Below are 23,406 nucleotides of genomic sequence, written 5' to 3' on the forward strand. Positions count from 1 at the left end.
AGAAAACTGTTAGAAATTGCATATATGTAACCAGTATTTAGAAGGGGAACGTTTTCATTTTTGGGAGGAAATGCCTAATACTCAAATTTTTAGATTTTTTACGATTTCTCGTTGACACTGTTAATACCCTATTGTATGCTAACAACGGGGATAGATGGTAGGGCTTTCAGTGACAAAAATACATCTATTCCGTGACGAAAATGTAAACTTTTTGTTTTGTATAGGATTTATGCAAAAAAATGAGTTATTATTAACACATCGTGAATGAGGGTTACATATTGGAGGGATGAATCCTTGCAAAAAAACGATCGCAGCCATATAAAAGCATATGCTTTAATGTCAGGAATTCTTGCTCAATTAGTCGGTTCTATACTTGTTGGAATCTTTGGTGGGCAGTGGATTGATAATAAGGTTGGAACGTTTCCATTGTTTCTTATTATAGGGTTATTACTCGGGTTAGGAACAGGGGTATACGCAATGATTCGACTCATTCGACATTACTATTCGGGAGAGCAATGATGATAGACGTACATGGACTTGTCCAAAGACAAAAGAAATATATGTACTACTTGCTTGCGCTTCTAGTGCTAGGATGGGGATTTACCTCTTACAAGGATGTATTTCTTGGGCTGATTATCGGAACGATTTTCAGTTTTCTTAGTTTGCGCATCATTGCAAGTAGAACAGACAAGCTGTTAGATCGCGTAACAAATGGAGAAAACGTGAAGTTTAAGGCGACAGCTGTAAGTACATATTCAAGATTCGCCACGATTGGGTTATTAATTTTATTTGCAGCCAAATATCAAGAGTTAATTGCGATGTGGGGCTTAGGTGTAGGATTGCTGACAGGATACCTTGTCATGATCATAGATTTTCTTTATTTAGAGTATAAGAGCAGGGAAGAGAGGTGAATTACTAGTGGAACACGGTAAATTAGTTAAATTTCTAGGTTTAACGTTCGATTTGTCATCAGTTATGATGGTTACTGTAGCAGCAGTTATTGTTTTCTTAATCGCTGTTATCGGAACTCGCAGCTTAGCCCTTCGCCCAACCGGGATGCAAAACTTCATGGAATGGGTGTTTGACTTCGTGAAAGGGATTATCAATAGTACGATGGACTGGAAAACAGGTGGACGTTTCTTAACGCTTGGCGTTACGCTTATCATGTTTATCATCGTATCGAACTTCCTTGGTTTACCATTCATGTATTCAGCAACTGAAGCTGGCGAACATATTGCATGGTGGAGGTCACCAACGTCTGATCCAGCAGTTACATTAACATTAGCCGTGATGGTAGTTACCCTCACCCATTATTATGGAATTAAGATGAAGGGTACGAAAGAGTATGTTAAAGGTTATTTCCAACCTATGAAATTCTTATTCCCATTAAAGGTTATTGAAGAGTTTGCTAACACATTAACGTTAGGTCTTCGTTTATTCGGTAACATTTATGCAGGTGAGATCTTATTAGGATTACTTGCTAAGTTAGGCGGGGCATCATTCCTTGGAGCATTAGGTGCGCTTGTACCGATGTTAGCATGGATGGGATTCAGTGTATTCGTTGGATCAATCCAAGCATTTATTTTCGTTATGTTAACGATGGTTTATATGGCTCATAAAGTAAGTCATGACCATTAATATAATTTAAGTAAGAAAAAATTTATTTTTTTATAATACAAAGGAGGACAAATTAAATGAGTTTAGGTGTAATCGCAGCTGCAATTGCAATTGGTTTATCAGCATTAGGTGCAGGTATTGGTAACGGTCTTATCGTATCACGTACAATCGAAGGTGTTGCTCGTCAACCAGAATTAAAAGGCGCACTTCAAACAATTATGTTCATCGGGGTTGCTTTAGTTGAGGCACTTCCAATCATCGGTGTAGTTATTGCATTCATCGTAATGAACAAATAAGGGAGACTCCCCTTACATAGATGGCGAAGAGTGTTTTTCCGAACTTTCTTCGCCATTGCTTTATGAACGAAACGTATGTCTTTTTTTTTCATATGATCAATTTAGATATTTTGAAGGGAGTGAATCCTTGTGCCAACTTTATTATTAGGAGCTGCCATTCCATTTGGAACGATTGCTTATACATTGTTCATTTTCTTAATTCTATTAGTAATGCTACGCAAATTTGCGTGGGGTCCTTTAATGGGAATTATGAAAGAACGTGAAGAGCATGTTACTAATGAAATCGACGCTGCAGAAAGAAGTAACGCTGAAGCGAAGAAGTTAGTAGAAGAACAACGTGAAATGTTAAAACAATCGCGTGTTGAAGCACAAGAGTTAATCGAAAGAGCGAAAAAACAAGCTGTAGATCAAAAAGATGTGATTGTTGCTGCTGCGAAAGAAGAAGCAGAATCAATTAAAGCATCTGCTGTACAAGAAATTCAACGCGAAAAAGAGCAAGCAATTGCTGCTTTACAAGAACAAGTCGCTTCTTTATCTGTTCAAATTGCTTCTAAAGTAATTGAAAAAGAATTAAAAGAAGAAGATCAAGTTAAGTTAATTCGCGATTATATTAAAGAAGTAGGAGAAGCGCGATGAGCAATGGGATTGTAGCAAAACGTTATGCTGTCGCTCTTTTTAAAATTGCAAAAGAAAAACACGTATTAGAAATGTTTGAAGAAGAATTACGCCTTGTACAAAACGTTTATGTAAAGAACGGGGAACTACATAGCTTTTTAACGCAACCAAACATTTCAAAAGAGCAGAAGAAAACGTTTCTTGCAAACGTATTCGGATCTGTTTCTGAATCAATTTTAAATACGTTATATATTTTAATTGATAACAAGCGTATTGATATCTTACCTGAAATTGCAGATGAATATGTTGTTCTTGCTAATGAAGAACGTAACGTAGCGGATGCAACTGTATATTCTATTCGTCTTCTATCTGAAGAAGAGAAGCTTAACATTGCAGAAGCATTTGCAAAGAGAACGGGAAAAGATGCAATTCGCGTGAAAAATGTTGTAGATGAAGATTTACTAGGCGGAATTAAAGTACGTATTGGAAATCGCATTTATGACGGAAGTTTACAAGGAAAATTAGCACGTATTCAGCGTGAATTAATGAAGAATAGATAGGGGTGAAGCACATGAGCATCAGAGCTGAAGAAATTAGCGCACTGATAAAGCAACAAATCGAGAACTATCAGTCTGAAATCGAAGTTAGTGATGTTGGTACAGTTATCCAAGTTGGTGACGGTATTGCGCGTGCTCATGGTCTTGATAACGTTATGGCTGGTGAACTTGTAGAGTTCTCTAACGGCGTTATGGGACTAGCACAAAACTTAGAGGAAAACAACGTAGGTATTATCATTTTAGGACCTTACACAGAAATCCGTGAAGGTGACGAAGTTCGTCGTACTGGTCGCATCATGCAAGTACCAGTAGGAAAAGAACTAATTGGTCGTGTTGTAAACCCATTAGGTCAACCAGTTGATGGTTTAGGCCCAATCAATACAACAAACACTCGTCCAATCGAAAGTCCAGCACCAGGTGTAATGGATCGTAAATCTGTTCATGAGCCACTTCAAACAGGTATTAAAGCGATCGATGCTCTTGTACCAATTGGCCGTGGTCAACGTGAGTTAATCATCGGTGACCGTCAAACTGGTAAAACAGCAGTTGCACTTGATACAATCATTAACCAAAAAGATGAAGATATGATTTGTATCTATGTAGCTATCGGACAAAAAGAATCAACTGTACGTAACGTAGTAGAAACACTACGTAAGCACGGTGCATTAGAGTACACAATCGTTGTAACTGCATCTGCTTCTCAACCAGCTCCATTATTATACTTAGCTCCTTATGCTGGTGTAACAATGGGTGAAGAGTTCATGTACAATGGTAAACACGTATTAGTAGTATATGATGACTTATCAAAACAAGCAGCGGCTTACCGTGAGCTGTCATTACTATTACGTCGTCCTCCAGGTCGTGAAGCTTATCCAGGGGATGTATTCTACTTACATTCTCGCTTATTAGAGCGTGCAGCAAAATTAAGTGATGCAAGAGGCGGCGGTTCTTTAACTGCACTACCTTTCATCGAAACACAAGCAGGGGACGTATCAGCTTACATCCCAACAAACGTAATTTCTATTACGGATGGACAAATCTTCTTACAATCTGACCTATTCTTCTCTGGCGTACGTCCAGCGATCGATGCGGGTACTTCTGTATCTCGTGTTGGTGGATCTGCTCAGATTAAAGCAATGAGTAAAGTATCAGGTACACTTCGTCTTGACCTTGCATCTTACCGTGAGTTAGAAGCGTTCGCTCAGTTCGGCTCTGACCTTGATAAAGCAACTCAAGCGAAACTAAACCGTGGTGCTCGTACTGTTGAGGTATTAAAACAAGGATTACACAAACCGTTACGTGTAGAGAAACAAGTTATCATTCTTTACGCTTTAACACGTGGATTCCTAGATGATATCCCAGTAGTAGATATCACTCGTTTCGAAGAAGAATTCCATGCTTGGTTAGATTCTAATGCGACTGACTTATTAGAAGAAATCCGCACAACTAAGAAACTTGCGGATGACGACAAATTTGCAGCAGCAATTAACGGATTTAAAAAAGTATTCGTAGCTTCTGAGTAATAAAAGCGGAAGCGGCTCGTCCTGAATGTGAGGGGGACGAAGTGAAGCCACCGAACATTCAAGCCGCTGGAGCTAGATAATAATATATATAGGCATCTCAATCTTTGAGATTGCTGACGGTTATGTAAAGGAAAAGAGTAGGTGCACCTATTCTTTTCCTTCAATCATGAGCAAGAATATCTTGCAACGTAGATTAGGAAGAGGATTCTTACTAATCGTGCCAACTTCCGGAAAAAAGGTGGTGAAAACCTGTGGCATCTTTACGCGATATAAAAGCGAAGATTACCTCGACAAAGAAAACGAGTCAAATTACGAAAGCGATGGAGATGGTATCTGCATCTAAGTTAAACCGTGCAGAACAAAATGCTAAATCTTTCGTTCCGTATATGGAAAAGATTCAAGAAGTAGTAGCGAGCATTGCGCAAGGAAGTAAAGGAATTAATCATCCGATGCTAAATGCGCGTCCTGTAAAGCGTACAGGATACATCGTTATTACATCTGATCGCGGACTAGCAGGTGGTTATAACAGTAACGTATTACGTACAGTGAGTAACGTAATTCGTGAACGTCATAATATGGATTCAAACCAATATTCAATTATTGTGCTTGGACGACTAGGACGTGATTATTTAAAACGTCGCGGCTTTAACATCATTGATGAAGTAGTTGGATTATCTGACCACCCATCATTTACTGATATTAAAGATCTTGCTTCTCGAGCAATTGCGATGTTTGCAGATGGTGCTTATGATGAGCTGTATATTTACTACAACCATTACGTAAGTAAAATTTCACAAGAAGTAACGGAAAATAAAATTTTACCGCTTACTGATGTGGCGTCTGATAAACCGACGACAGCTTATGAATTCGAACCTTCTGAAGAAGAGATTTTAAAAGTACTATTGCCACAATACGCAGAAAGCTTAGTGTACGGTGCATTACTAGATGGTAAAGCAAGTGAGCACGCAGCGCGTATGACAGCAATGAAGAGTGCTACAGACAACGCAATGGAAGTTATCGATTCACTTACACTTTCATTCAACCGTGCGCGTCAGGCAGCGATTACGCAAGAAATTACGGAAATCGTTGGTGGAGCAGCAGCGTTAGAATAGTATTAAAAAGCGTAGGCGGTTCGTTCAGAATGAGAGGGAGATGGAGCTTTTGACGTAGAGGCGATTTGTGCCTCGTAGGAAAAAGCGAAGCCACCGAACATTCTAACCGCCGGAGCTAGATTCAATAAAAAGCGTAGGTGACTTGCTCAGAAGGGAAGGGCATTGGAACTCCTGACAAAGAGGCGTTCTTTGCCTCGTAGGAAGGGGTGAAATGACCGACCCTTCTAGCCACCGGAGCTAGATTCAATAAAAAGCGGAAGCGGCTCTTTCAAAAGAGTCGCGTAAGCTAAACTAATAAAAAATTAAAAGCCAACTTCTCTTAGAAAGCTGGCTAATTAAAAGAAAGCTAGGAGGGAACCCGATGAATAAAGGGCGCGTTACGCAAATCATGGGTCCGGTTGTAGACGTTAAGTTTGATGGCGGAAAGCTACCAGAAATCTACAACGCCCTTACGGTAAAACAAAGCAACGAAAACGGAAGCATGAACTTAACATTTGAAGTTGCACTTCATTTAGGTGATGATACAGTTCGTACAGTTGCGATGTCTTCCACAGATGGACTTGTTCGTGGCACAGAAGTAGAAGATACTGGTAAAGCAATTTCTGTACCAGTTGGTGATGTAACACTTGGACGTGTATTCAACGTATTAGGTGATGCAATTGACTTAGATGGTGAACTTCCTGCGGATGTACACCGTGATCCAATTCACCGTCAAGCACCTGCATTCGAAGAATTATCTACTAAAGTAGAAATTCTTGAAACTGGTATTAAAGTAGTAGACTTACTTGCTCCTTACATTAAGGGTGGTAAGATCGGCCTATTCGGTGGTGCCGGTGTAGGTAAAACAGTATTAATTCAGGAATTAATTAACAACATCGCACAAGAGCACGGTGGTATCTCTGTATTCGCTGGTGTAGGTGAGCGTACTCGTGAGGGTAATGACTTATACCACGAAATGAGCGATTCTGGCGTAATCAAGAAAACTGCGATGGTATTCGGACAAATGAACGAGCCACCTGGAGCACGTCAACGTGTTGCATTAACAGGTTTAACAATGGCTGAGCATTTCCGTGATGAGCAAGGACAAGACGTACTTCTGTTCATCGATAACATCTTCCGTTTCACGCAAGCGGGTTCTGAAGTATCTGCCCTTCTTGGTCGTATGCCATCTGCGGTAGGTTACCAACCAACACTTGCAACAGAAATGGGTCAATTACAAGAGCGTATTACATCTACAAATAAAGGGTCTATCACGTCTATCCAAGCGGTATATGTACCAGCCGATGACTATACTGACCCAGCACCAGCTACAACGTTCGCTCACTTAGATGCAACAACAAACTTAGAGCGTCGTTTAACACAAATGGGTATTTACCCAGCCGTAGATCCATTAGCATCTACATCTCGTGCACTGTCTCCAGAAATCGTAGGAGAAGAACATTATGAAGTAGCTCGTCAAGTACAACAAACTTTACAACGTTATAAAGAACTTCAAGATATCATCGCTATCTTAGGTATGGATGAGTTATCTGAAGAAGATAAGTTAGTTGTACATCGTGCTCGTCGTATTCAATTCTTCTTATCTCAAAACTTCCACGTAGCTGAGCAGTTTACAGGTCAAAAAGGTTCTTACGTACCTGTAAAAAATACAGTTAGTGGTTTCAAAGAAATTCTAGAAGGAAAATATGATGACCTTCCAGAAGATGCATTCCGCTTAGTAGGTGGCATTGAAGAAGTTATTGAAAACGCGAAGAAAATGATGGCGTAAGGCCTTAGGAGGGACGAAGTATGAAGACATTTCCAGTCAGTATTGTAACTCCTGATGGACCGGTTTACGAAAAAGAAGTAGAAATGGTAAGTGTAAAAGCAGAGAGTGGGGAAATGGGGATCTTACCAGGTCACATTCCAACTGTTGCACCATTAAAAATTAGTGCAGTTCGTCTGAAAAATGGTGGACACACTGATTATGTAGCAGTAAGCGGTGGCTTTATCGAAGTTCGTCCAGATAAAGTGACTGTATTATCATCATCTGCTGAAGAAGCAAACCATATCGATATCCATCGTGCAAATGAAGCGAAGCGTCGCGCTGAGCAACGTATGCAAGATAAACAAGCACATGTTGACTTTAAACGTGCAGAAATGGCCTTGCAACGTGCCGTGAACCGTTTAAACGTTTCTGATATGAAGTAAAAAAAATCCGTAAGGGCCCTTGCCTTTACGGATTTTTTTGTCTATTTTATGGAGAATTTTACAAAACTGGTATAATTATATTGATGCTTGTATAAGTAGAAGTGTACAACAATTTATATTTTATGAAGGGGATGAATCAATGATTGGTGAAATGAAACGAGAAGCATTGTACTCTTTAAAGGGAAAATGGGGACTAGGTGTTGGGTCAACAATTTTATATTTTATTTTAAGTTATGTCGTTTCGATGGCTGCAATGCTTATACTATTAATTCCAGGAATTATTATATTTCTCTCAGTTGTAAGTTTAACTGGATCATTTGAAGAGGAAACGATGTCAATTGGAGCAGGTATTACCTTTGGGATTTTTTATTGCATTATGATAATTTTGAGTAACGCATCGTATGGGATTACATCATATGGTTATACAAATGTATTTTTACAGATTAGTAAACGAGAAGATGCTAAAGTAGATCACTTATTTGAAGGATTTCGCGGTTTTAAAAGAATGATGAAAACAATGTGGGCAATGCTTGCAATTTTGTTATATACAGGTACATGGATTCCGATGCTGTTAATAGGCTTATTTGCATTGTTAGGTGAAGAAGGGAATACGTCATTTGCAATAGCTTTCTTCGTGCTATTAGCGATTTCAATTGTTGGTATGATTGTGATGTATTTTTCTTATGCGCTGACGTACTATGTAATGATTGAAAATCCAGAATATAGTGTTTCGCAGGCGATGAAGGAATGTAAGAATCTTATGAAGGGGCATAAGTTAGATTTGTTTCTTTTATGGCTGAGCTTCATAGGATGGGCTATTTTAGCGCTTCTTACTTTTGGAATAGGCTTTCTTTGGCTTAGTCCGTATATGAGTACAACGACAGCACACTTTTATCGCTACATCTCAAAAGGTGAATTGCAATAGAAACATGCTATACTAATAGAATTATTGTGTATAGGAGGCTAAATATGATTAGTGATCTAAAAGGAGAAGCACTAGATTCATTAGAAGGGAAATGGGGATTAGCAGTCGGAGCCACATTACTTATTTCTGTTATAATGATCACTTTTAACTTTATTGTTGATTTTTCGTTTACACAAATTTTGGGTTGGGAAGATATGAAAAACTCCATGATAGTAGATATTATTACAACTTTTATGGTAGGTCCATTAACGTTAGGTGGCTATTATTTAGCGCTACATATAATTCGAGAAAAAGACGCGCGTATTGGGCATATATTTAGATGGTTTACAGCAGGAAGTAAGTTTATAAAGTCATTTTTATTATATATAGTAGTGAACATTTATATTTTCTTATGGTTTTTACTATTTATTATTCCAGGCATCATTAAATCATTCTCTTATGCGATGACGTACTTTATAATAAATGATCATCCTGAGTATTCCATAAATCAAGCTATTACAGAAAGCCGTCGTATGATGGATGGGCATAAGATGGAGTATTTCATTTTATGTTTAAGTTTTATCGGTTGGTTTATATTGAGTTGTATTACGTTAGGGATTGGATTCTTATGGTTAATTCCATATTTCTACACAACATCTGCGGCTTTTTACGAAGAAATCGCAGAAGAATATTATGAGAAAAAAATTTAGCACTATAAAACCCCCAGTATGAATTATTTGTTCATACTGGGGGTTTTTTGTAGAAACTTTATAAATTGATTACTAGTAAGTGGTTTACTGAAATAGTAACCTTGCATATATTTACAGTTATGTTTTTGCAGAAACTTAAGCTGTTTTTCGGTTTCAATTCCTTCGGCAACGACTGAAAGATTTAAAGTATTTGCGAGGGAAAGGATTGTAGAAACGATGGCTCGTTCTTCAGGACGATGATCGGCTAATTGTGTGAATTCTCTCGGTACTTTTAATGTGTCGATTGGAAAAATTGATAAATAAGCAAGAGAAGAATACCCAGTACCGAAGTCATCAATGGAAGTTTGGATACCGTATTCTTTTAATTGCTTCAGTCTTAATAACGTTTCTTTCTCGTCAATCATTGCAATTCTTTCTGTTAACTCAAGTGTGACATATTTTGGGTCGACGCTTATGTTGTTTAATATTTGTGAAATGTTTTCGATTAATTGATCTTGCCGGAACTCTTTTGCGGATAAATTAACACTTATTTTTAAATTTTGGTAGCCAAGGATATGCCATATTTTTAATTGGAGACAAGCTTCTTGTAATACCCAATGTCCAAGTGGGACTACTTGTGGCGTCTCTTCTACAATTGGAATAAACTCACATGGTGAAATATCACCTAATAGTGGGTGTTTCCAACGTATTAAAGCTTCAGCGCCGATGATTTTATTTGTTGTCGTATCAATTTGTGGTTGATAGACGAGATGAAATTCTTTGTTTACTAAAGCAATTGGCAGATCTTTTTCAATTCGAGCTTTTCGTTCCATTTTTTTATATAGTTCTTTCGTGTAAAGAGAGCTACCGTTTTTTCCTTTATTTTTTGCTTCGTACATGGCCATATCAGCATGCTGCAAAATGGATAGCGGATCTTCACCTGCTTCAGGATATATTGCAATTCCGATACTCGGTGAGATTTGTAAATGTTGATTTTCGATTTCAAATGGCTCATTCATGGCCGCTACAATTATATCAGCCATTTTTTGGACATCTGGCTTTTTTTTGTAATTTTCGATAAGGATTGTGAACTCATCTCCAGCTAGCCGCGCGAGTTTCATATTTGATGTTGATATTCTTTCGAGCCTTTTTGCTACTGCGATGAGCAATAGGTCTCCTACTCGATGACCGAGGGTATCATTAATAACTTTAAAACGGTCTAGGTCGAGAAACATAACAGCAAAAGGCTTTTTCGATATTTTTGCTCGTGCAATTGCCTGTTCCAAATGTTGATGAAATGCACGACGATTTGCAAGCTCTGTTAAAGTATCATGGTATGCTAGAAAATTAATCTGTTCTTGCTGTTGTTTGCTTTCCGTAATATCTTTAATCATTAAATAAACCCCAGAAATTTTCTCTTTTAAAAAGATCGGTACGGCGGTAACGTGCAAGTAGTAAATATCTCTGTTTTTATGATACGCCCGTATTTCTAAAGAGATAGAATGTCCCTTTTTTACACGATGAAAGGAATTAATCATTTCTTCTAAATCTTCTTCGTATATGAGTGAATAGTAAGGCTGGTTTAATAATTCATTCGTTTGATAACCGAGTAAAGTAGTACCAGCGTTATTTACTTTGAGAAAATTGCCGTATAAATCTAATGTGAAGATTGGATCTGGATGATGCTCGTATAAAGATTTAAACATTTGTTGATTATGATAGAGTTCATTTTTCTGTTCTACTAAATCTTCTGTACGTAGTTTAATTTGTTTCTCGAGTTCTGAGTTGAATTGCATTTGAGCTAGCAATAATATTTTATTTTGTTTTCGAACTAAACTATGACGTATGAGAACGAAAGAGAAAGTTATTATAAGACCAATTACTATAATAGGCCCAAAGACGTATTCAACTAATATAAAAAGAATAAGTGTTATTACTGAAATATAAGGCAATGATAATCGGATTGATTCACCAATTTTAGGTGTTAGTAGTACTTGCTCTTGTTTTTCAGGTTCTTTTGTATGGAGAATACAGGCGATTGCTACTAGTACTAAGGTTACTTGATAGAAAGGAGTAACTGTAAACATAGAATACTCTGGTATGAAGTATTTTATATAAGCATAAATCGCATCTGTAGTAGCATATAAAATTAAAGCACTGCTAAGAAGCGCACCAACCTTTTTAGGTAATAAGGATAGTGGTTTGAATAAAAGATTGATTCCTATTAAGAGAAAGAGTAAATCAACCATTGGATAGGTAAGTTGAACAAATATGTCGATATAGGATGTTGTAAAAACGTGAATGGTTCGTTCAATAAGTAAGTAGTAACTTAAAGTAAATTGGGCTGTAACGATAATACAAATATCACATAGCATAAAAAGTTTTTCTAATAAATCTCGGTTATAAATGATTTCGTATAGAAAGGCAAATGCAAAAGTAACTAAAAAAAGTAAGTAAAAAAAGTCAGATGGATCAACGAACGTATAGAAGTCCTTTACAATTAAACGCTGATAGGCAACGACTATATCACCGATAAAATAAGAGAGAGCTCCAACGGATAATATAATCCAAAATAAACGAGATAGCCCTTCTTTCATGTTTGAAAAGTAAAGTATATAACTACAAGCGATAATATCAATTAATAGGGTACTCATTCCGATTAATAGCTGAAAAGGAAATGAATATTCATATAGAAAAGGCATCGCTACGTAGTGAATCGTTATAGACAGCAATACAATGCTTATAAGAATACTTACATGTGTTTGTTTTTTCATTTATATCACCTACGGTTTCTTGAAAAGCGTATATAAGTTTTATATTTATTTTGCACAGTTATAGCGAGTTGTAAAAATAGATTTTAATAATTCTTGTTTCTGTCTCCCAACATATCGACATAGGAATTTGAAGTTTGCTATAATGATTAGAATAGTTGCATTATTTAGAAAAATTTAAAAATAATAATTACTGCAACTAGGACATATTGTTTACTATGTGAACTTGTTCTTAATTTAGGGGGGAGGGTTTCACAATGGCAAGTGTATATGAAAATAGTTATATGATCGTTTTGATTTTCTTGCTATTAGGTATATTGCTGCCGGTAGTGGCTCTTACATTAGGAAGGATGCTGCGCCCAAATAAGCCAAGTGCAGCAAAGGCGACGACGTATGAGAGTGGAATTGAGCCGTTTCATGATGCAAATATTCGGTTTCATGCTCGTTATTATATTTTCGCTTTATTGTTTGTGATCTTTGATGTAGAAACTTTATTTTTATATCCTTGGGCTGTTGCGTATGACAAGCTAGGTTTATTTGCATTAATTGAAATGCTCATCTTTGTTGTAATGTTGCTAGTTGGATTAGCGTATGCTTGGAAAAAGAAGGTGTTACAATGGTTATAAATTTTGAGGAATTACATCCAAATGAGCGAGCAGAATTAGAACGAAATATCTTTTTTTCTACATTGGAGCAGTTGAAAGGATGGGCGAGGAGCAATTCTTTATGGCCGATGACATTCGGACTGGCGTGCTGTGCAATTGAAATGATGGGAGTAGGCTCATCACATTACGATTTAGATCGATTTGGGTCATTTTTTCGGACTTCACCAAGACAATCGGACGTCATGATTGTATCGGGAACAGTAACGAAGAAGATGGCTCCTATTGTTCGGCGCTTATATGATCAAATGCCCGAACCGAAATGGGTTATTGCGATGGGATCTTGTGCGACAGCAGGTGGTCCGTATGTAAATTCATATGCTGTTGTGAAAGGTGTAGACCAAATCGTACCAGTTGATGTGTATATTCCTGGTTGTCCCCCAAATCCGGCTGCTTTAATTTATGGAATTAATAAATTAAAAGAAAAAATTCGTTACGAAGCAAAGACCGGGAAGCAGGTGACGAATAAATGAGTAATCCAAACAAAGACTTAGAGGATCTGAAAAAAGAAGCAGCTAGGCGTGCAAAAGAAGAAGCGAGAAAACGCCTTGTAGCGAAACACGAGGCGGAAATAAGTGAGCTTGAGGCAGAAAATCAAGAAAAAGAGAAAGCGCTACCAAAAAATAATGATATTACTATAGAAGAAGCAAAACGACGTGCAGCAGCGGCAGCAAAAGCAAAAGCGGCGGCGTTAGCGAAGCAGAAAAGAGAAGGAACAGAAGAAGTAACGGAAGAAGAAAAAGCGAAAGCAAAGGCAAAGGCAGCGGCAGCAGCAAAAGCAAAAGCGGCGGCGTTAGCGAAGCAGAAAAGAGAAGGAACAGAAGAGGTAACGGAAGAAGAAAAAGCGAAAGCAAAGGCAAAGGCAAAGGCAGCAGCAAAAGCAAAAGCGGCGGCGTTAGCGAAGCAGAAAAGAGAAGGAACAGAAGAGGTAACGGAAGAAGAAAAAGCGAAAGCAAAGGCAAAAGCAGCGGCGGCAGCAAAAGCAAAAGCGGCGGCGTTAGCGAAGCAGAAAAGAGAAGGAACAGAAGAAGTAACGGAAGAAGAAAAAGCGAAGGCAAAGGCGGTGGCAGCAGCCAAGGCAAAAGCGGCAGCATTAGCGAAGCAGAAAGCTTCGCAAGGTGATGGGGATTCGGGAGATGAAAAGGCAAAGGCAATTGCAGCAGCAAAAGCGAAAGCAGCAGCGGCTGCAAGAGCGAAGACAAAGGGAGCTGAAGGTAAGAAAGAGGATGAGCCGAAGCGGGAAGAAACGTCCGTAAATCAGCCGTATTTAAATCAGTATGTTGAGGCTATTAGGGAGAAGGTAGGAGAGGGTGCATTAGTAGATTCCTACATTAATAAACTGTCAAAGGATGTGCCGACTCTTGTGGTGGATCAAGAAAAATATTATGAAGTGATGGAGTCACTGCGATTCCATGAAGGACTTGCTTTTGATTATATGTCAGAGCTACATGCGACGGATTTTGTGACACATATGGAAGTATATGTTCATTTGTTTTCATATGGTAAGAAACAATCGGTAGCGGTGAAGGTAAAGCTAGACCGGGAAGAACCGCAAGTTGAATCTGTGACAGCGCTTTGGAAAGGGGCTGACTGGCCGGAGCGAGAAGCATACGATTTGCTCGGCATTATATTTAAAGGGCATCCGAATTTAACGCGTATTTTAATGCCAGATGATTGGGTAGGACATCCGCTTAGAAAAGACTATGAACCGTATGATGTGGAGGTGTAGCTATGATCCGTACGGAAGAGATGCTTTTGAATGTAGGACCTCAGCATCCGAGTACACATGGTGTGTTCAGGCTCGTAATTAAGATTGACGGGGAAATTATTAGAGAAGCTACACCGGTTATTGGGTATTTGCATCGCGGGACAGAAAAAATCGCTGAGAGCTTACAGTATACGCAAATTATCCCTTATACAGATCGAATGGACTATTTATCAGCCATGACGAATAATTACGTCATTTGCCATGCTGTAGAGACGATGATGGGGCTTGAAATTCCGGAGCGTGCCGAATACTTGCGAGTACTTGCGATGGAGCTAGGGAGAATTGCAAGCCATCTCGTTTGGTGGGGGACGAATCTTCTTGATATAGGAGCGGTCAGCCCGTTTTTGTACGCGTTTCGTGAACGAGAGATGATTATAAATTTATTAAATGAATTATGCGGGGCACGGCTTACTTTTAACTATATGAGAGTTGGCGGTGTGAAGTGGGATGCGCCAGATGGTTGGATTGAAAAGGTGGAAGAGTTTGTTCCGTATATGAGAGAGCAATTGGCAGGTTATCATGATCTTGTTAGCGGTAATGAGATTTTCTTAAATCGTGTGAAAGGCGTTGGTATATATAGCGCGGAAGAAGCGATCTCGTATTCTTTAAGCGGAGCAAATTTGCGGTGCACTGGAGTAAACTGGGATCTTCGCAAAGACGAGCCGTATTCGATTTATGATCGTTTTGATTTTGATATTCCTGTTGGAAGCGTGGGAGATGCTTGGGATCGCTACGTTTGCCGAATGCAAGAAATCGAGGAGTCTTTAAAGATTGTTGAGCAAGCAGTTCAGCAGTTCCCAAAAGATGGAGCAGTGCTGGCAAAAGTACCGAAAATTATTAAGGCACCTAAGGGAGAAGCGTTTGTACGTATCGAATCGCCGCGCGGAGAGATTGGTTGTTACATCGCTAGTGACGGAAAGAAAGAGCCGTACCGTTTGAAGTTTCGTAGGCCATCTTTTTATAACTTGCAAATTTTACCGAAGTTATTGAAAGGTGAAAACATCGCTAATTTAATTACGATTTTAGGTGGAGTTGATATTGTACTTGGGGAGGTTGATGGCTAATGATTGAGACGCTCTTACAATCATCTTCAAGCTGGACGAATTTCTTCATTTTTTTCGGATTAGCGGTGCTTCTACTATTTGCAGTCCTTGGCTTCGTTACATATGGAATTTTGGCAGAACGGAAAGTGATGGGATTTATGCAAGGGCGGATTGGACCAAACCAGGTTGGAGGCCGATTCGGTTTACTGCAAACGGTAGCTGATGTTTTAAAACTATTATTGAAAGAAGATAGTATTCCGAAAGCAGCAGATAAACCACTGTTTATATTAGCACCTGTCATTGCATTTGCGCCAGCATTTATGGTGCTGGCAGTTATACCGTTCACTGATAAATTTCAATTTGCCGATATTGGAGTCGGGCTACTTTATTATATCGCTGTTTCCGGTATTACGACGATAGGTGTTGTAACTGGGGGATGGGCATCGAATAATAAATATTCCCTTTTAGGAGGGATGCGTGCGGCGGCGCAAATGATTTCTTATGAGATTCCGCTCGTAATGAGTGTAATTGGTATCGTGTTGTTGGCTGGTAGCCTGAATTTAAATGAGATTGTAGCGGCGCAGGAGAAGGTTTGGTACATTTTCGTGCAGCCAATTGGCTTCGTCGTTTTCTTAATTGCAGCAGTTGCAGAGTTAAATCGGACGCCATTCGATTTGCCAGAAGCGGAGTCAGAACTTGTTTCTGGATATCATACGGAATACTCAGGTTTTCGCTGGGCGTTTTTCATGCTTTCAGAGTACGTATATTTCTTCGGGATGGCATCGTTAATTACAGTGCTCTTTTTAGGCGGATGGAATCCAGTCATGTTTCTTGGATTTATCCCAGGTGCCGTATGGTTTGCTTTGAAATTTAGCAGTGTAGTCTTTCTATTAATTTGGTTCCGCGTTACGTTCCCGCGTATAAGAGGTGACCAGTTAATGGAGTTTGGATGGAAAGTATTATTGCCGATTGCACTTGCAAATATTTTCTTAACGGCATTGATTAAGGAGTTATTCTTCTAATCTATGAGGGGGGTGCCAGTAAGAGATGAAGGGACTATTTAAAGGATTAAAATATACACTAAGTAATTTGAGCAAGAAGAAGGTAACGTATGATTATCCAAATCAACCGTTGCCGTTGCCAGACCGTTTTCGGGGGATTCAAAAATTCTATCCGGAGAAATGTATTGTTTGTAATCAATGCTCTAACATTTGTCCGACAGACTGTATTCAGTTAACAGGAAAGAAACATCCGGATCCTACGAAAAAAGGAAAAATTATCGACACGTATGATATTAATTTTGAAATTTGTATTCTTTGTGATTTATGTACAGAAGTTTGTCCGACAGAGGCGATTGTCATGACAAATAACTTTGAGCTCGCGGAATATTCACGTGATGACTTATTTAAAAATTTGCAGTGGCTTGACGAAAACGACGAAAACGTCAGGAAGGAGAATAAGGCATGAATGGCGAGTTTGTAGCATTCTTTATACTATCCTTGTCTGCAATTATCGGCGGTGTTCTTATGTTGAACTTAACGAAAGTTATGCACATGATGCTAGCTCTCGTTCTAACATTTCTCAGCATTGCAGGTTTGTATTTTCTTTTATCAGCCGAATTTATAGGCGTTGCACAAATTTTACTTTACTCTGGTGCAATCACAATTATTATGATTTTCGGCATTATGTTAACGAAACATAACGCGGAAAATGAATCGCGTCTTACTCTTCGAAAATGGATTATCTTCTTTGCGGTTGTAGCATTTGGAGCGGTTATGTATTTCGCTGTTAATAATATTGATTTTGCAAATGAGAGCACACAAGGAAGTTTACCTCTCCATGAAAACAACACACTTCAAATCGGTACGCTTCTCTATTCAAAATATATTATCCCATTTGAACTAACTTCAGTTATTTTACTTGTAGCACTCGTTGGCGCGATTATACTTGCGAAAAAGGACGAGAAAGAGGAGGATTCCAATGAGTAGCGTTCCGGCTTCTGCATATTTAACACTTGCGATTATTTTGTTTTGCATCGGCCTATTTGGAGCTTTAACAAAGCGGAATACAGTAATCGTATTAGTTTGTATCGAATTAATGCTAAATGCTGCCAATTTAAACTTAGTGGCGTTTAGTAAATTAGGCTTATTTCCGAATTTAACAGGTCAAATTTTCTCACTGTTTACGATGGCTGTAGCGGCAGCGGAAGCGGCGGTAGGACTCGCTATTTTAATTGCTTTATATCGTAATCGTACGACAGTTCAGGTGGATGAAATGGATACGCTCAAAGGATAGCATTGTGACCGAAAAAGGGGGAAGGAAACAATGATCGATTATGCATGGCTCATACCGCTTTTCCCACTCGTTTCGTTTTTGTTACTTATTATATTCGGGAAGAAAATTAGAGAAGGAAGCAGTGTACTTAGTATTTTTTTCGTCTTTCTCTCCTTTATACTTGCGGTACTTGTGTTAATAGAAAGATTTTCAGAAGCAAGCGTGAAGCATAAGTGGGTGTGGCTTAGAGCTGGAGATGTGGATATATCATTTGGCTTTGAAGTGACTGCATTAGGAGCTTTAATGTTGTTTATCGTTACGCTTGTGAGTCTGCTTGTACATGTGTATTCGAAAGGTTATATGAAAGGTGATGAACGATTACCAACCTTTTACGCATATTTAGGACTCTTTACATTTGCGATGTTAGGGCTTGTTATATCAACGAATTTATTACAGCTTTATATATTTTGGGAATTAGTTGGCCTTGGCTCATTTTTACTTATCGGTTTTTATTTCTTTAAAGAAGAAGCGAAGGCTGCTGCAAAAAAGGCTTTTATTATGACCCGTATTGGGGATGTTGGTTTATTTATCGGGATGATTTTAATTTTTTGGTACGCAGGTAGTTTTGAATATGACGCAATATTTAGAGCGATTTATACAGGGGATCTACCTCCTTACATGATTACAATAACGGCGATATTAATTTTTATCGGGGCGATGGGGAAATCAGGTCAGTTCCCGCTTCACACGTGGTTGCCAGATGCAATGGAGGGGCCAACGCCCGTGTCGGCACTTATTCACGCGGCGACGATGGTTGCAGCGGGCGTATATTTAGTAGCGACGATGTTTCCATTATTTTCGGCAAGTGCGGTAGCGATGCAGACAGTGGCAATTGTCGGAGCTTTCACTGCAATCTTTGCGGCCTCTATCGGCCTTGTACAAACAGATATAAAGAGAGTACTTGCTTATTCTACAGTTAGCCAGCTCGGGTATATGATGCTCGCATTAGGTTCTGCTGGTTATGTAGCTGGTATATTCCATTTGACGACACATGCTTTTTTTAAAGCACTACTATTTTTGGCAGCAGGAAGTGTAATTCATGCCGTGCATACGCAAAACATTAACAAAATGGGCGGTTTACAGAAGAAGATGAAAGTAACTGGTACGCTATTTTTGATAGGTACACTTGCAATTAGTGGGGTTCCACTCCTTTCTGGGTTCTTTAGTAAAGATGAAATTTTGGCTGCGACTTGGATGAATGGTAATTACTTTTTATTCGTATTAGCAGTAATTGCGGCATTCTTAACGGCATTTTACATGTTTCGTCTATACTTCCTTGTCTTTACTGGGGAAGCGAAGACGAAGGAAGATGTGCATGAGTCGCCCCGCGTTATGACGTATCCAATGATTGTTCTCGGCGTTCTCGCAGTAGTGGCAGGATATATAAATACACCATGGTTTGGGACGTTTCTCGGAGATTGGTTGACGAAAGATGTAGGGTTTAAGGTTGAAGAAGCGCATGGACCAGTTTGGATTATGATTGTTGCGACGCTCGTTTCATTTGCGGGAATCGCTCTTGCATATTTCATATATGGCAAGAAATCAATTTCTAGAGAGTGGGCTGGGGGTACGGGAACCTCGCTTTATAATCTTTTGAAAGAAAAATATTATGTGGATGAACTATACAACATGACGGTGATCCCTATTACGAAAGGAATCGCTCGTGTGCTTCGCTTATTTGAAGTGTATGTAGTCGAAGGAATTGCAGTTTTAATTGCAAGTGTAGTTAAAGGAACAAGTAATCTTGGATCGAAGCTTCAAAACGGGAATGTACAAGTGTACGGTACTGTAACGGCTGTTTCGCTCGCTGTACTCGTCATTATTTTGCTCTATACGGGAGGGGATTTACGATGAATGATTTGTTGTTAACGTTCTTCATTTTTTCCCCGCTTTTAGGAATTTTATTGCTTGTATTAACACCGAAAAAGGAATTGCGTACAGTGCGGGCGCTTGGCTTATTTGGGACGGCACTTCCATTTGGAATCGCCATCGTCCTCGCTTGTACATATGCTTCTGGAAAGAGCTTGTCACTATTTGATGAAAAGGTGAAATGGATTAAGTTCGGAGATTTTACAGCGGTGGATAAAAGGTGGTTTTCTATTTATTACGAGCTCGGTATTGATGGTTTGTCGCTTATCATGATGGTACTGACGGCTCTTCTAGCGATGCTTGCAGCAATTGCAGCCTTTTCTATTAAAAGCAATTTAAAAGCATTTTATATGCTGTTACTCATGCTAGAAATAGGGATGCTCGGCGTCTTTGCTGCTCAAAATTTAATGTTGTTTTTTATCTTCTTTGAAATTACGTTGCCACCCATGTTCTTATTAATTGGGAAGTGGGGAAAATTGTCGAGTGAAAAGGCTGCTTATAGTTATTTAATATATAACGGTATTGGCTCAGCTATTTTGCTCATTGTTTTCTCAATTTTGTTCGCGAAAACAGGTACAACAAATATTGTGGAGCTGAAAGAGATATTAAGAAGCGTAAGCGCAGGGGGAGAACTCGTCATCCCAAGTAGCTTGCAGCTTGGTGTATTTATTGCCATAATGATTGCCTTTGCAATTAAACTACCTGTTTTTCCGTTGCACCGCTGGATGGTCAATGTACACATAGAAGCGCATCCAGCTGTAGTTATGCTTCATGCGGGTGTTTTGTTAAAGATTGGAGCGTACGGTATTATTCGCTTCGGGAAAGGGTTATTCCCGGAATATTTTCACGATGTTGCAACGCTAATTGCGATATTAGGCGTAATTAATTTATTATACGGTGCCTTTTTAGCGCTCATCCAAACGGACTTTAGGAAAGTACTCGCTTACTCTAGTATTTCGCATATGGGAATTGTATTAATGGGACTTGCGTCACTTAATGCACCTGGTACACAAGGAGCGCTATTCCAAGTTGTATCACATGGTTTAATTGCAGCCTTGCTCTTCTTCTTGCTAGGTGTTATAGAACAACGATTTGGAACTTCGGATATTACGGTGCTAGGCGGACTTGCGAAAAGTGTACCGATACTTAGCGGATTCTTTTTAGCAGGAGGAATGGCATCACTTGGATTACCAGGGATGTCTGGGTTTGTTAGTGAATTTCTTGCCTTTCTCGGTTTATTTCAAGGAGAGCCCGTCATTGCTGCAGTCGGTGTGATTGGCATCATTTTAACCGCTGTATACGTATTAAGAGCGACACTTCAAGTGACATTTGGAAAGAAAGAATGGGAAGCGAAATCTGATATACACGGATGGGAGTACGTCCCTGTTTTACTACTTATCTTTTGTATTATTGCAATTGGAGTTATGCCAGAGATACTAGGGGATCCGCTTCAAAATACATTGAAAACATTGGGGGTGAAGTAGGATGGATATGAATACGTTACTTAGCTTATCGTGGCATCTAATGGTGCCAGAATTTATTATTCTCGGGGCCGCCATCCTTCTTTCCATATGTGATTTGTTTTTTAAGCTGAACCATAGATATGTAGCTCTTGGTGCGATCGCTGCCATTGTATTAGCAATTGTTTCATTAATTACGCTATATAGCGAACCAGCTGGAGATATTTTAAATGGATCGTTTGTGTTAGATGGATTTTCAAAAGGGTTTAAAACGTTGTTATTAGGCGCCTCAGCTCTCATTTTATGCATCGCAATGAGCGATGATAAGAAGAATCCGATTGAAGATAAGGGCGAATATTATTACTTATTTTTAATGGCACTTCTTGGCGCGATGTTCATGGCTTCTAGTGTTGACTTTATCACCCTTTTCGTTGGTTTAGAGTTACTTTCACTTTCTTCTTATATTTTAGTCGGAATACGAAAAAAGAACCGTGCATCAAATGAAGCGGCAATGAAATATGTCATTAGCGGAGGAATTGGAACGGCGATCACGCTCTTCGGAATGAGTTATTTATACGGTATTACAGGTTCAACTAACATTGTAGATATGCAAAAGGTACTCACTGGGGAGCTCGCTAGTGGTATTCAGTTATTGTTAGCTCTCGCATTTCTTTTATTGCTAGTTGGTCTCTCATTTAAAATTGCCACAGTGCCGTTTCATATGTGGGCACCTGATGTGTATGAAGGAGCGACTACACCTGTTACCGCTTTTCTTGGAACGATTTCTAAAATTGCTGGGTTCCTACTCATTATTCGTTTGTTCCTTATGGTTTTTGCAAGTGTATTAATACAAGGAGATATGCAATCTTTATATGGGCATATGAGTATATATATTGCGGTGCTAGCAAGTATAACGATGATTGTTGGGAATGTAGTCGCGTTAAAACAATACAACATAAAACGTTTATTTGCTTATTCAGGTATTGCGCATGCTGGGTATTTACTCGTTCCACTTGTGGCATTATCACCATTTACGCTAGATAGCATGTGGTTTTATATGCTGGCATACATGCTTATGAATATAGGCGCGTTTGCCATTATCCACGGCTTAATCTTACAAAACGATAAGGAAAACATAACGATTTTCACCGGATTATATAAGAAATCACCATTTGCAGCGATCATGATGACAATCTTTATTTTATCGCTGGCCGGGATACCAGGGACGGCTGGCTTCATTGGAAAGATTAACATCTTTTTAGGCGCGCTTCATGTAGAGCCAGCACATTACGTACTAGCTTCGATTATGATGGGTACGACAGTTGTTTCATTCGTATATTATTTCCGTATTTTACAACAAATGTTTTTCCGCACCGGAGAGACAGAAGAGAGGATACGGTTACCGTTAAATATAAAGGTTGTTATGAGTCTTTGTGCAATTTCGATTGTAATACTAGGGATTATGCCGATGATTGGGTACAATTTCTTTTATGAATATTTTCCATTAATGAAAGATTTCTTCTTCTTAGGGAACGTGGTACAATAGTGAAAATAAAAGGTGTGGAGTCAGTACTCTGCGCTTTTTATTTTGTGTTAACTTGTAATGTAGATATACGTTTTTTGAAAGAAAATCACGATGTAAAATGTAAGATGTCTATTTGCATTTGAAAAAGTGTGGCTCCTACTTATTATGGTATCGTTTTTATATTCTTTCATAAGTAGTAGCTGAGTAAAAAGGGGTCGATTTTTTGGCACAACTTTTAGGGCAACAAGCACTGATTGCCATTGTTTCGCATTTATTGTTTATTACCATTACGTGGTGGGCTTTGCAAGGCATTCACATTGAGCGTTTAATGAAGTCCGGAAAAGTGCTGCAGACGCGAGTATTACTCATCTTAATTACAATTGCAATTGGGACATCTGTAAGTAACTTTTTCCTTGATTATTTAGGCTATTCGAAGAGTTTAACGTATTTAGTAAAGTAAGTGTATAGAAC

General features: G+C 38.9%; 26 protein-coding genes. 25 read left to right on the top strand and 1 reads right to left on the bottom strand.

What is annotated here, in order from left to right:
* The first annotated feature begins 154 nt into the window (after positions 1–154).
* The 13 genes from DN403_RS04475 (at position 155) to DN403_RS04535 (ending at position 9,524) form a co-directional block, all read left to right on the top strand.
* Positions 155–268, top strand: coding sequence for a DUF4024 domain-containing protein (locus DN403_RS04475; RefSeq protein WP_000232961.1), 114 nt, complete (start codon positions 155–157; stop codon positions 266–268).
* Positions 269–294: 26 nt separating this feature from the next.
* The gene (locus DN403_RS04480; protein ID WP_001171223.1) at positions 295–519 is read left to right on the top strand and encodes an AtpZ/AtpI family protein; all 225 of its coding nucleotides are present in this window, start codon (positions 295–297) and stop codon (positions 517–519) included.
* Entirely contained in the window at positions 519–911 is a 393-nt protein-coding gene (locus DN403_RS04485) for an ATP synthase subunit I (RefSeq protein WP_098946363.1), read from the top strand. Before DN403_RS04480 ends, DN403_RS04485 begins: the two co-directional genes overlap by 1 nt.
* Before the next feature lie 7 nt (positions 912–918).
* Complete coding sequence (atpB, locus tag DN403_RS04490; protein ID WP_000399879.1) at positions 919–1,638, top strand: F0F1 ATP synthase subunit A; 720 nt, start codon at positions 919–921, stop codon at positions 1,636–1,638.
* Between the two features lie 56 nt (positions 1,639–1,694).
* The gene (gene atpE, locus DN403_RS04495; RefSeq protein WP_000052064.1) at positions 1,695–1,913 is read left to right on the top strand and encodes a F0F1 ATP synthase subunit C; all 219 of its coding nucleotides are present in this window, start codon (positions 1,695–1,697) and stop codon (positions 1,911–1,913) included.
* 129 nt (positions 1,914–2,042) lie between these two features.
* Entirely contained in the window at positions 2,043–2,549 is a 507-nt protein-coding gene (atpF, locus tag DN403_RS04500) for a F0F1 ATP synthase subunit B (protein ID WP_001142615.1), read from the top strand.
* Positions 2,546–3,088 carry a F0F1 ATP synthase subunit delta gene (gene atpH / locus DN403_RS04505; protein WP_000064682.1) on the top strand — a complete coding sequence of 181 codons (543 nt, stop codon included), beginning with the start codon at positions 2,546–2,548 and terminating at the stop codon, positions 3,086–3,088. Before atpF ends, atpH begins: the two co-directional genes overlap by 4 nt.
* 11 nt (positions 3,089–3,099) lie before the next feature.
* A complete protein-coding gene (gene atpA / locus DN403_RS04510) occupies positions 3,100–4,608 on the top strand; it encodes a F0F1 ATP synthase subunit alpha (RefSeq protein ID WP_000027521.1) in 1,509 nt (502 codons plus the stop codon).
* 251 nt (positions 4,609–4,859) lie between these two features.
* The gene (gene atpG, locus DN403_RS04515) at positions 4,860–5,720 is read left to right on the top strand and encodes a F0F1 ATP synthase subunit gamma (RefSeq protein WP_000157703.1); all 861 of its coding nucleotides are present in this window, start codon (positions 4,860–4,862) and stop codon (positions 5,718–5,720) included.
* Positions 5,721–6,081: 361 nt separating this feature from the next.
* Positions 6,082–7,488, top strand: a complete 1,407-nt coding sequence (atpD, locus tag DN403_RS04520) for a F0F1 ATP synthase subunit beta (protein WP_001032597.1) — start codon at positions 6,082–6,084, stop codon at positions 7,486–7,488.
* A gap of 20 nt (positions 7,489–7,508) precedes the next feature.
* Complete coding sequence (gene atpC / locus DN403_RS04525; protein WP_000847214.1) at positions 7,509–7,910, top strand: F0F1 ATP synthase subunit epsilon; 402 nt, start codon at positions 7,509–7,511, stop codon at positions 7,908–7,910.
* 139 nt (positions 7,911–8,049) lie between these two features.
* Positions 8,050–8,835: a DUF975 family protein gene (locus tag DN403_RS04530; protein WP_000578833.1), complete on the top strand. Its 786-nt coding sequence runs from the start codon at positions 8,050–8,052 to the stop codon at positions 8,833–8,835.
* A gap of 44 nt (positions 8,836–8,879) precedes the next feature.
* Positions 8,880–9,524: a DUF975 family protein gene (locus DN403_RS04535; RefSeq protein ID WP_000622478.1), complete on the top strand. Its 645-nt coding sequence runs from the start codon at positions 8,880–8,882 to the stop codon at positions 9,522–9,524.
* Positions 9,525–9,547: 23 nt separating this feature from the next.
* On the opposite strand, the gene DN403_RS04540 is transcribed toward DN403_RS04535, so the two are convergent.
* A complete protein-coding gene (locus tag DN403_RS04540) occupies positions 9,548–12,277 on the bottom strand; it encodes a putative bifunctional diguanylate cyclase/phosphodiesterase (protein WP_149185313.1) in 2,730 nt (909 codons plus the stop codon).
* 254 nt (positions 12,278–12,531) lie between these two features.
* Between DN403_RS04540 and nuoA the strand changes: the two genes are divergently transcribed.
* The 12 genes from nuoA (at position 12,532) to DN403_RS04600 (ending at position 23,395) form a co-directional block, all read left to right on the top strand.
* The gene (gene nuoA, locus DN403_RS04545; protein ID WP_000179273.1) at positions 12,532–12,900 is read left to right on the top strand and encodes an NADH-quinone oxidoreductase subunit NuoA; all 369 of its coding nucleotides are present in this window, start codon (positions 12,532–12,534) and stop codon (positions 12,898–12,900) included.
* Positions 12,891–13,409 carry an NADH-quinone oxidoreductase subunit NuoB gene (nuoB, locus tag DN403_RS04550; RefSeq protein ID WP_000236331.1) on the top strand — a complete coding sequence of 173 codons (519 nt, stop codon included), beginning with the start codon at positions 12,891–12,893 and terminating at the stop codon, positions 13,407–13,409. Before nuoA ends, nuoB begins: the two co-directional genes overlap by 10 nt.
* Positions 13,406–14,665 carry an NADH-quinone oxidoreductase subunit C gene (locus DN403_RS04555; RefSeq protein ID WP_149185314.1) on the top strand — a complete coding sequence of 420 codons (1,260 nt, stop codon included), beginning with the start codon at positions 13,406–13,408 and terminating at the stop codon, positions 14,663–14,665. The genes nuoB and DN403_RS04555 overlap by 4 nt, the downstream gene beginning before the upstream one ends.
* A 2-nt stretch (positions 14,666–14,667) precedes the next feature.
* Positions 14,668–15,768 carry an NADH-quinone oxidoreductase subunit NuoD gene (nuoD, locus tag DN403_RS04560; RefSeq protein WP_000621463.1) on the top strand — a complete coding sequence of 367 codons (1,101 nt, stop codon included), beginning with the start codon at positions 14,668–14,670 and terminating at the stop codon, positions 15,766–15,768.
* Entirely contained in the window at positions 15,768–16,769 is a 1,002-nt protein-coding gene (gene nuoH / locus DN403_RS04565; protein ID WP_149185315.1) for an NADH-quinone oxidoreductase subunit NuoH, read from the top strand. Before nuoD ends, nuoH begins: the two co-directional genes overlap by 1 nt.
* Before the next feature lie 25 nt (positions 16,770–16,794).
* Complete coding sequence (gene nuoI, locus DN403_RS04570) at positions 16,795–17,214, top strand: NADH-quinone oxidoreductase subunit NuoI (RefSeq protein ID WP_000677191.1); 420 nt, start codon at positions 16,795–16,797, stop codon at positions 17,212–17,214.
* A complete protein-coding gene (locus DN403_RS04575) occupies positions 17,211–17,735 on the top strand; it encodes an NADH-quinone oxidoreductase subunit J (protein WP_001012810.1) in 525 nt (174 codons plus the stop codon). The genes nuoI and DN403_RS04575 overlap by 4 nt, the downstream gene beginning before the upstream one ends.
* Positions 17,728–18,042, top strand: a complete 315-nt coding sequence (gene nuoK, locus DN403_RS04580) for an NADH-quinone oxidoreductase subunit NuoK (protein WP_000100079.1) — start codon at positions 17,728–17,730, stop codon at positions 18,040–18,042. Before DN403_RS04575 ends, nuoK begins: the two co-directional genes overlap by 8 nt.
* Before the next feature lie 30 nt (positions 18,043–18,072).
* On the top strand, positions 18,073–19,935 hold the full coding sequence (gene nuoL, locus DN403_RS04585) for an NADH-quinone oxidoreductase subunit L (RefSeq protein WP_086398016.1): 1,863 nt from the start codon (positions 18,073–18,075) through the stop codon (positions 19,933–19,935).
* A complete protein-coding gene (locus DN403_RS04590) occupies positions 19,932–21,434 on the top strand; it encodes an NADH-quinone oxidoreductase subunit M (protein ID WP_016078204.1) in 1,503 nt (500 codons plus the stop codon). Before nuoL ends, DN403_RS04590 begins: the two co-directional genes overlap by 4 nt.
* Positions 21,435–21,441: 7 nt before the next feature.
* Positions 21,442–22,956, top strand: coding sequence for an NADH-quinone oxidoreductase subunit NuoN (gene nuoN / locus DN403_RS04595; RefSeq protein WP_002083561.1), 1,515 nt, complete (start codon positions 21,442–21,444; stop codon positions 22,954–22,956).
* A 202-nt stretch (positions 22,957–23,158) separates the two neighbouring features.
* Complete coding sequence (locus DN403_RS04600) at positions 23,159–23,395, top strand: DUF1146 family protein (RefSeq protein ID WP_000057889.1); 237 nt, start codon at positions 23,159–23,161, stop codon at positions 23,393–23,395.
* The last annotated feature ends 11 nt before the right edge of the window (positions 23,396–23,406 follow it).

It is taken from the genome of Bacillus sp. AY2-1, from assembly GCF_008368965.1.
In the GTDB taxonomy this organism is placed as follows: Bacteria; Bacillota; Bacilli; order Bacillales; family Bacillaceae_G; genus Bacillus_A; species Bacillus_A thuringiensis_S.